The sequence below is a fragment of the Paracoccus yibinensis genome (assembly GCF_030846195.1).
Classification (GTDB): domain Bacteria; phylum Pseudomonadota; class Alphaproteobacteria; order Rhodobacterales; family Rhodobacteraceae; genus Paracoccus; species Paracoccus yibinensis.
On record NZ_JAVCWH010000044.1, the window covers coordinates 1 to 6329 of the forward strand.

Annotated in this window: 9 protein-coding genes; 6 read left to right on the plus strand and 3 right to left on the minus strand. The window is 63.3% G+C overall.

Translation table 11 applies throughout. The features are described from left to right. Window positions 1-152: 152 nt before the first annotated feature. On the plus strand, window positions 153-887 hold the full coding sequence (locus RAH32_RS21115; RefSeq protein ID WP_112875558.1) for a helix-turn-helix domain-containing protein: 735 nt from the start codon (window positions 153-155) through the stop codon (window positions 885-887). Between the two features lie 77 nt (window positions 888-964). After that, entirely contained in the window at window positions 965-1360 is a 396-nt protein-coding gene (locus RAH32_RS21120) for a hypothetical protein (protein ID WP_306610371.1), read from the plus strand. 22 nt (window positions 1361-1382) lie between these two features. Here RAH32_RS21120 and RAH32_RS21125 read toward each other — a convergent pair whose 3' ends face one another. Next, the gene (locus tag RAH32_RS21125) at window positions 1383-1823 is read right to left on the minus strand and encodes a MerR family transcriptional regulator (protein ID WP_051578295.1); all 441 of its coding nucleotides are present in this window, start codon (window positions 1821-1823) and stop codon (window positions 1383-1385) included. 110 nt (window positions 1824-1933) lie between these two features. Here RAH32_RS21125 and RAH32_RS21130 point away from each other — a divergent pair, with 110 nt between their 5' ends. Further along, on the plus strand, window positions 1934-2761 hold the full coding sequence (locus RAH32_RS21130) for a cation efflux transmembrane domain-containing protein (protein ID WP_081791453.1): 828 nt from the start codon (window positions 1934-1936) through the stop codon (window positions 2759-2761). Then, window positions 2758-3237, plus strand: a complete 480-nt coding sequence (gene lspA, locus RAH32_RS21135) for a signal peptidase II (protein WP_088239308.1) — start codon at window positions 2758-2760, stop codon at window positions 3235-3237. The genes RAH32_RS21130 and lspA overlap by 4 nt, the downstream gene beginning before the upstream one ends. 1 nt (window position 3238) lies before the next feature. Here lspA and RAH32_RS21140 read toward each other — a convergent pair whose 3' ends face one another. Both RAH32_RS21140 and RAH32_RS21145 read right to left on the minus strand, forming a co-directional pair. Next, entirely contained in the window at window positions 3239-4780 is a 1542-nt protein-coding gene (locus RAH32_RS21140; protein ID WP_306610372.1) for a relaxase family protein, read from the minus strand. Continuing rightward, the gene (locus RAH32_RS21145; protein ID WP_112875555.1) at window positions 4780-5142 is read right to left on the minus strand and encodes a MobC family plasmid mobilization relaxosome protein; all 363 of its coding nucleotides are present in this window, start codon (window positions 5140-5142) and stop codon (window positions 4780-4782) included. Before RAH32_RS21145 ends, RAH32_RS21140 begins: the two co-directional genes overlap by 1 nt. Before the next feature lie 291 nt (window positions 5143-5433). Here RAH32_RS21145 and RAH32_RS21150 point away from each other — a divergent pair, with 291 nt between their 5' ends. Together RAH32_RS21150 and RAH32_RS21155 are read left to right on the plus strand one after the other, a co-directional pair. Continuing rightward, entirely contained in the window at window positions 5434-5682 is a 249-nt protein-coding gene (locus RAH32_RS21150) for a DUF4160 domain-containing protein (RefSeq protein ID WP_112875556.1), read from the plus strand. Continuing rightward, window positions 5669-6076 carry a DUF2442 domain-containing protein gene (locus RAH32_RS21155; protein ID WP_112875557.1) on the plus strand — a complete coding sequence of 136 codons (408 nt, stop codon included), beginning with the start codon at window positions 5669-5671 and terminating at the stop codon, window positions 6074-6076. The genes RAH32_RS21150 and RAH32_RS21155 overlap by 14 nt, the downstream gene beginning before the upstream one ends. Window positions 6077-6329 lie beyond the last annotated feature (253 nt).

Consider the following 6329-nt stretch of genomic DNA (forward strand, 5'->3'; position numbering starts at 1 on the left):
CTGCGTGTGCCGGTGCACCTAAGACTCTTAGGATATATGGATACGCTGGTGCATTTTGGCGGTTTCGGCCTTGCTGGGCTGAGAAAAACAGAAATTGACAGTTGTCCACCAGACAACTTAAGTTGTCCACCAGACAACTATCGAGGCGAGGGATGGGCAGGATTTCACTTCACGAACTACGGCGGATGGGGGTGTCTGCCGAAGACATCGAAACGGCCAAAGTCACGCAACTGGCGCAGCGTCGGACAGGCTCGCCTGTCCAGTCTATCGGCGTCATTGTTGGGGCAGCAGAACAGCGCCAACGCACAAACCCGAATCCGCCTGCCGATCTGACCGCCCGCGCAATGCGCAAGCGCGGTGTTTACGACCAGGCGGCGCTCCTGCTCGATCAGCAGGCTCTCCGGGAGAACAGCCCCGAACGCGCCGCAATGGCGCGGAAGGCCGCTCTGGCGGCCAAGGAACTGTCCGTCAGCAATCAGATTGAGTTTGACTTCTTCGGAGGAGGCAACGTGTCCATTGCATTCCAGTATCAGGACGCCGTGACCGAACGTCTGTTTACGGCGGCGAAGACTACGGCACAGGCCTTCCACGCGCAGGCGGTGCTCTGGCAGATCACCCGCAACCTCGGTTGGCAGTCCTACGAATGCACCAAGACCGCTGCCGACCTGTGTGAAGTAATGCGAACCGACAAGGCCCAGATGGCTCGCGCCTTGGACCTTTTGGAGCAGGTGGGAGCTATTAGACGGATGAAGCGCGGACGGGTGAAGATCATCACCGTGACGCCGGAAGGGGCGTTCCGGGGCAACGTGAACAGCCACGCGCAAGCTGTTGAACGCTACAAGCTGGACGTGATTGAGGGCGGTAAGTCCGACCAGACCCCCGAGTAGCCGACCGGTCGGCTACCGGTTCCGGAAACCGATACCGACCACCCTGCCGACCGGCCCCGACCACCCAAGGAACCACCGTGCCGCTGACGCTGAACCAGGCTGCCAAGACCTGCGGCCGCTCCAAGTCTACCCTTCTGAATGCCATCAATAGTGGGCGCATGAGCGCGCCCAAGGATGATCGGGGTCGCTACGCCATCGACCCGGCAGAGTTGCACCGTGCGTTTTCCTTCCAAGCTCCTGACCGGTCGGCCGACCGGGTCCCGGAACCGCAACCGACCACCCATGAGAACCACCAGACCACCCTGACCGACCAAGGCCTAAAACGAGAAGTCGAGTTGTTGCGCGAGATGCTGGGCAAGGCCGAAGCCAATGCCGACCATTGGCGCGCATTGGCCGAGCGTCAGCAGGCGCTCCTGGAAGACAAGCGGCCCAAGGAACCGCGCAGCCTCCTTCAGCGCATCCTCGGCCGATAAGTTAGCTTGGCGCTGTTTAGGACTAGGGTGCAGTAGTCCCCGCCCGCCCGCTCGGATCAGAGCGGGCTGTAGGGCGGGCGGGGGCTAGAGCCTCGATCACTCGGCATTCGGATACCCTACCTCGTCTACATTCGCTGACCATTCGGGCCAGTTCATCCTGCAAGAGAAGCAGGCGGGCAATCCGGCTTTCGACTGCCTCAAGCTGCTCTTGGGCAATGCGGCTCGCATCCTCGCATGATGCTTCCGGCCGTTCTTGCAAGGCGAGCAGGATGCGGATGCTTGGCAGATCGAAACCAAGCTCGCGAGCATGGCGGATAAAGCCCAGGCGCTCGGCATCGGCGGGGCTGTAGGTGCGCCGTCCGTTCGGCTGGCGGGCAGGCTTGGGCAAAACCCCAATGCGCTCATAGTAACGGATCGTCTCGATGTTCACGCCCGTCTGCCGGGATAAATCGCCGATCTGCATCTTTTGCCTTGCTCCTGTAGTCGCTACAGGTTGTAGCAGGGCAAGGCTAAAGTTTCGAGGATCGACGAATGGCCGCTGCAACCGACACAATCCGCTATCACGTTACGGGCATGGACTGCGCGTCCTGCGCCGCCAAGATCGAGGGCGCGGCCCGCAAGGTTGAAGGCGTGGACGAGGTGAAGGTGTCGATTGCCTCGCAGATCATGACGCTCAATGTCGATGATCCGCAGACGCGGCTTCCTGCTATTGAGCAGGCAGTGACAAGCCTGGGTTATCAGCTTGATCGCATAGGCCAGCCCAAGGTGGCCGGGGCGGAAACCGATGAGGATGACGACAAGATCCCTGACCTGTCGCACGTCACCCCAGCCTACAAGCGCGCACTCTGGATCGTTGTCCTTCTCAATGTCGGCTATGGCGTGATCGAGATTTTCGGCAGCTTTCTGTCGGGTTCGCAGGCGCTACAGGCGGACGCGCTCGATTTCGTGGGCGATGGCCTGATTTCCTTCCTCGGACTCATTGCGGTGGGCTGGGGCCTCGCGGCCCGCGCCAAGGCGGCGCTGCTGCAAGGCGTGTTTCTGGGCCTGCTCGGCCTTGGCGTGATTGGCTCGACGCTCTACCGCGTCTTTGTCGAGCATGAGCCGGAAACCCTCCTGATGGGTGGCTTCGCGGTCGTGGCCTTCATCGTCAATGTGGCCGCTGCCCTTGTGCTGCTGCCCCACCGCAAGGGCGATGCCAATATGCGTGCAGTCTGGCTGTTCTCGCGCAACGACGCGATTGGCAACCTTGCCGTGGTCGTCGCGGCTGTCCTCGTCTGGGCGCTTAGCTCGTCCTGGCCTGACCTTCTGGTGGCCTTCGCCGTCGCGGGCCTGTTCCTGCAATCGGCGTGGTCGATCATCCGGGATGCGCGCTCCGATCTCAAACAGGCTGGCCGTGCATGAAAACGGCTAGGCCTGCACTCATCATCGCCTTTGGAGCCGCGCTCGATCTTGCTGCAAAGCTATGGGCGCGCACCTCTCTCGAACCCTACGGCGCGGCAACCGACTTTCTGCCCTTTGTCGCGCTGCGTCTGACCTTCAATCAGGGGGTTTCGTTCAGCCTGTTCTCATTCGAGGGTGAGACTGCGCGGCTTGTGCTGCTGCTCGCCACGGCCGCATTGACAGCGAGTTTTGCGCTATGGGCTTTTAGATCGCAGGGCTTGGAGCGCATTGCTGCCTCTTTCATTGTGGCGGGGGCGCTCGCCAATGTCATTGACCGTGCGGTGTATGGAGTGGTGACCGATTATCTCGATCTGCACTTTGGGGCATGGCACCCCTTTGTGTTCAATCTTGCAGATGTATGGATCACGGCCGGGGCTATCTCATTGTTCTTCTGCCAATTCAGCCAAAAACAAAGTAGGGTTGCCTTGAGGGGCTAACTTAAAGCTCGTGATCGTGGCCCCTGTCGCGCTCCCGCCTTGCGGCCCGCTCCAACTCCCATTCGTGCGCTTTGCGCTCCTGGACTAATGTCAGCGTTCTTTCAGCAACGCGTTCACCTGCTGCACCAAGTGCGTGGTTGAGGCGGTCTGCTTGGCTAAGGCCGCGTTCAAGTTCTCCAAGCCCGCGCTCAAGCGCTGCTGTGTGGCCTCGATCTGCGACAAGCGGGCCTCGATCGCTGATTGTCGCTGCGAGATGCGCTGCGACCATGCGCCCACCTTCTTCGAATATTCCTCGGACGCGCTCTCCGATTGATTGAACTCGTTCGCCAAGAGCCTGAACTGTTCGAGCAAGGCGCGCTCCAATGCCGTGAGCTGGTCCATGGCTCAGTCCCCATTCTTCATATGCAGGCAAATCGCTTTCCGCCCCGAGGGCGTGGTGCATTGCAGCGGGGTCGCGTTCTCGGGCACCACCAGGTAGCTCTGCCCCTCGCTCTGGAACGTCTCCAAGGGCATGTCCTCCACCACCCTCAAGGGCTGGCTCGAGCGCCAAAGCAAGAAGCCTGTCAGCATCAAGCTCACGATCAATGCGCCCCAGGTCAGCCCCAAGATCCATTTCAGCTGTGGCAGCGCGGTCCTGATCCCATGCGTGGCTTGGGCGATAGCGATCTCGATTTCGGTCAGCTCGGTGCTCACGCTCGCGCTCACACGCTGCGAGAGCTTCTGCAGCTCGCTCTCGGTCAAGGCCGCGATCTCGGCCGTCTGGCTCTCCAACCTCTCGTGCAGCCGCTCGGCCAAGCTCCGTGTCATCGTTCCAGTCCTTCTCGTAGATGCGGCCCCTGAGCCGCAGGCGCTCGTCGGTGTCGGGATCACGCACCGTCACGTAGTCCTTGCCTGCCCGCGTGACCTCCAGCCCGGCCTCGGTGAGAGCATCGACCAGGCTAGCGCGGTCATGCACCGCCCCCCGCTCGATCAGCGCCGCCACATAGCCGTGGACGGCCTCCTTGCCCTCTTTCAGGTGAAAGCCGTGCTGCGCCCAGGGCGGCGACAGCTCGAACGCCACCTCCCGCGCCCGCGCCGGATCGTCCGGCCGCGCCCAGCCATGCTCCAGGTTCAGCGCGTCCCGCAGGGTGGAAAAGCTCCGCTCCCAGCCGGGCGGCGCGATGTTGAGCGCCCGCCCGGAGGCCAGCTCCATGCGCGGGGTCACGAAGTGCAGTTCCACCCGGCCCGCCTCGGTGTGCTGGTGGCGCACCCAGGAAATGTCGAACTGATCGGCATCGAGGCCGGCGAAGGCGAAGGCCTCGAAAGCATCCATCGCCGCCGCCTGCTCGGCCACGCTGGGCGCGTCCTCGGGCGCAAAGGACAGCACCCCGTGCGTGTAGGTCCATTGCCGCTCGATGCTGTCGATCAGCTCCTGCGTCCGCGCCAGGTCACCCCGCACCACTTCCGGCGGGCAATGCTCCCGGCCCGTGCGCTCCGCATCGACCAGGTAGTTGCACACGGCTCCCCCGCCGCCCCGGCCGCCGCTGGTAAACTTGATCAGCATCAGCCGCGCTCCGGCGGGTCGGCCCGCGTATGCGCCGCCCGAAGCGCCCCAAGATCCCGGTCGATCTCGATCAGCCGCGACAGCAGAGCGGTTGCCGTTACCGGCTCGTGCCGGTTGGCGGCCCGCGCGAGCTGGTTGAGGTTGTTCCCAATCCGCGCCAGCTCCCGCAGCAGCTCCGGGGCGACCGGCGGCGCTTCCCGCCGCGTCCGTAGCCGCAAGCCGCCCAAGGACGCTCGGATTAGCTCCGACAGGCTCATGCCCCGGCTTGCTGCCAGCGCCTGCCAACGTGCCCGCTCGGCCGCGCTGGCCCGCAGCTTGATCCAGCGGGCAGGCTCGGAAGTAGCGGAAGAGTCGTTGGCCATCAGGCAGGCTCCAGAGGGGTGCAGGGGTGTTCCCCTGCCGGGGTTCGGGGCGGGTCCCGCCGCACCAGGTGCGGATCGGGGGTTTGAAGGGGGCGGCACGCCCCCTCACCAGCGCGAGTGGTCAGGGCAAGGCGAAGCCTTGTCGTGGCCACGAGAGTACGCTGGCGCGAAGATGTGTCAAGCAAGGGGATCGTGGCACTGTCAGAAAGGGTCAGGTCCAGTTGGAGGTATGGCCAAGTGGTGCTACCTCTCAATTATTCCCAAGCGCTTGGGTTTTTGCTAAGGTGCGCTATGCCGACTGTTCTTCGCCTCGATGGCTTGCGGGTGGTGATCTACCCCGCCGATCACCGCCCCGCCCATGTCCATGTCATTGGGGCAAAGGGAGAGGCCGTGTTCGTGCTGAACTGCCCCGATGGTCCGCCGAGCCTGCGGGAAAGCTACGGCTTCTCGCGCCGCGAAGAACTGCGCATCCAGAAGGACCTGGCCGCGCACCTGTCCACCCTCTGCCCGCAATGGAGCACCATCCATGGAGATTTCTGAGCAAGAGTTTCAGTCTGCCGTTCGCCAGGGCGAGGAGCTGCGCCGCAACGGCTATGCTGTCAGTGCCGAATATGACGCCCGCCAGAATCGCCTCGTGGTAGGCCTGAGCAGCGGCGTCACCATCATGGTCCCGGTGCATCTTGTGGAAGACCTGGCCGGGGCGGATCCGGCCGATCTGGCCGAGATAGAGATCACCCCGTCGGGCCTTGGGCTGCATTGGCCCCGTCTGGACGCGGACGTCTACGTTCCTGGCTTCATGAAGGGCATCTATGGAACGCGCCGCTGGATGGCCGCGCTGCTTGGCGCGGAAGGGGGCAAGTCGTCCTCCCCCGCCAAGGCCGCGGCCGCACGGACCAACGGCGCCAAGGGCGGCAGGCCCCGCAAGCAGGCGTGAGGGTTCCGCAGCGCCTCTAGGACTCTCTCCAAGCCTTGGGCCTTGGTCTGGCCTTACAGGGCGCCACCGGCGCTCTCTGTGGCACTCTGGCGCAGCCGTTCTGCTTCCCTTTCCCCAGCATGTCCCGACCGTGCAGCGCAACCAAACGGTCGATCTGCGTGTGCCGGTGCACCTAAGACTCTTAGGATATATGGATACGCTGGTGCATTTTGGCGGTTTCGGCCTTGCTGGGCTGAGAAAAACAGAAATTGAC

What these genes read in the sequence shown, in the direction of transcription:
- RAH32_RS21115 (WP_112875558.1), top strand. Translation starts at nt 153, where the DNA reads ATGGGCAGGATTTCACTTCACGAACTACGGCGGATGGGGGTGTCTGCC.
- RAH32_RS21125 (WP_051578295.1), bottom strand. Translation starts at nt 1,823, where the DNA reads ATGCAGATCGGCGATTTATCCCGGCAGACGGGCGTGAACATCGAGACG.
- RAH32_RS21130 (WP_081791453.1), top strand. Translation starts at nt 1,934, where the DNA reads ATGGACTGCGCGTCCTGCGCCGCCAAGATCGAGGGCGCGGCCCGCAAG.
- lspA (WP_088239308.1), top strand. Translation starts at nt 2,758, where the DNA reads ATGAAAACGGCTAGGCCTGCACTCATCATCGCCTTTGGAGCCGCGCTC.
- RAH32_RS21140 (WP_306610372.1), bottom strand. Translation starts at nt 4,780, where the DNA reads ATGCTGATCAAGTTTACCAGCGGCGGCCGGGGCGGCGGGGGAGCCGTG.
- RAH32_RS21145 (WP_112875555.1), bottom strand. Translation starts at nt 5,142, where the DNA reads ATGGCCAACGACTCTTCCGCTACTTCCGAGCCTGCCCGCTGGATCAAG.
- RAH32_RS21150 (WP_112875556.1), top strand. Translation starts at nt 5,434, where the DNA reads ATGCCGACTGTTCTTCGCCTCGATGGCTTGCGGGTGGTGATCTACCCC.
- RAH32_RS21155 (WP_112875557.1), top strand. Translation starts at nt 5,669, where the DNA reads ATGGAGATTTCTGAGCAAGAGTTTCAGTCTGCCGTTCGCCAGGGCGAG.